1 protein-coding gene is annotated in these 1,326 nt (G+C 50.4%); it reads left to right on the forward strand.

The window, feature by feature from the left end; genetic code table 11:
* Window positions 1-185 precede the first annotated feature (185 nt).
* Window positions 186-1,316 (forward strand): ISAs1 family transposase, encoded by a 1,131-nt coding sequence (locus tag BFR47_RS15035; RefSeq protein ID WP_071473831.1) that lies wholly within the window; start codon window positions 186-188, stop codon window positions 1,314-1,316.
* Window positions 1,317-1,326 lie beyond the last annotated feature (10 nt).

Here is a 1,326-nt window from a genome sequence, read left to right on the forward strand (position 1 = left end):
CAGGGCAAGATCATGAAAAAACCTTATATGGCAAGGCTTCCGGCGAGGTTTTATTTTGAAAATAACAGCGACGTTATATCGTGGAAGAAACCTTTTTTAAAGAAATATCGACTGGTTGAAGGATCACTTTGACGATCAGATCTGGCTGTGATCATATACTGTCTTTTCAATGTCAGATTATCGCCATGAACGGACTCAGCCTTTTGGATCATCTCGCCATCATCAGTGACCCACGCCAACAGTGGAAAGTAGAGCACAAGCTGTCGGATATCCTGTTCCTCACCATTGCAGCAGTCATCGGTGGTGCCGAGGGTTGGGAGGAGATACAAGATTTCGGTGTTGATCATCTCGACTGGCTACGGCAATACGGCGATTTTGAGAATGGCATTCCTGTGCACGATACCATTGCCCGTGTGATGGGGATGATTTCGGCTAAACAACTGCAAAAGAGCTTTTCCATCTGGATGAGAGACTGCCATGAAGCGACCGACGGCGAGGTGGTGGCCATTGATGGCAAGACCTTGCGCGGTACTTATGACAAAGGCCGCCGGCAAGGAGCCATTCACATGGTGAGTGCCTTCAGTGCTGCTAACCAAGTGGTACTGGGACAGGTGAAAACGGCGGAGAAGAGTAACGAGATCACCGCCATTCCTGAATTGTTGGAGCTGCTGAGTATCAGAGGTTGTCTGGTTACCATCGATGCGATGGGCTGTCAGCGAGCAATTGCCAAGAAGGTGATAGATAAAGGTGCAGACTACCTGCTGTCGGTCAAAAGCAACCAGCCAAGCCTGGAGGCGGCGTTCGATAATTACTTCAGCCTGAACATGCTGCAAAGCGATGAAGGAGACACCTACAGCACGCAAGAGAAAGGGCATGGTCGACAGGAAACCCGATTATGTCTGGTAAATGACGATCTCTCTGTGCTGGGTGATCTTGCATTTGAATGGCCAGAGCTGAAAACGATGGGTATCGTCGCCGCCATACGCCAGGAAGGTGATAAACCGGCAACCGACATCACCCTGCGTTACTACATCAGTTCGGCCGCGTTAACATCCAAACAGCTGTTGGAAGCGAGCAGAGCGCATTGGTCTATCGAATCACAGCTACACTGGCGGCTTGATGTCGGGATGCGCGAAGATAATTGCCGTATCCGCCGGGAAGAAGCAGGTGAGAACTTCGCCGCCTTGCGCCATATTGCATTCAATTTGTTGAATGCAGAAGTCAGCTTCAAAGCGGGTATCAAGCGAAAGCAAAAACGGGCGGGTCGAAATAACGACTACCTATCGCGAGTCCTTGCGGGGCAAGGGGTTTCGTAATCTTGCCCTG

The organism is Oceanisphaera psychrotolerans (assembly GCF_001870485.1).
In the GTDB taxonomy this organism is placed as follows: Bacteria; Pseudomonadota; Gammaproteobacteria; order Enterobacterales; family Aeromonadaceae; genus Oceanimonas; species Oceanimonas psychrotolerans.

What these genes read in the sequence shown, in the direction of transcription:
- BFR47_RS15035 (WP_071473831.1), top strand. Translation starts at nt 186, where the DNA reads ATGAACGGACTCAGCCTTTTGGATCATCTCGCCATCATCAGTGACCCA.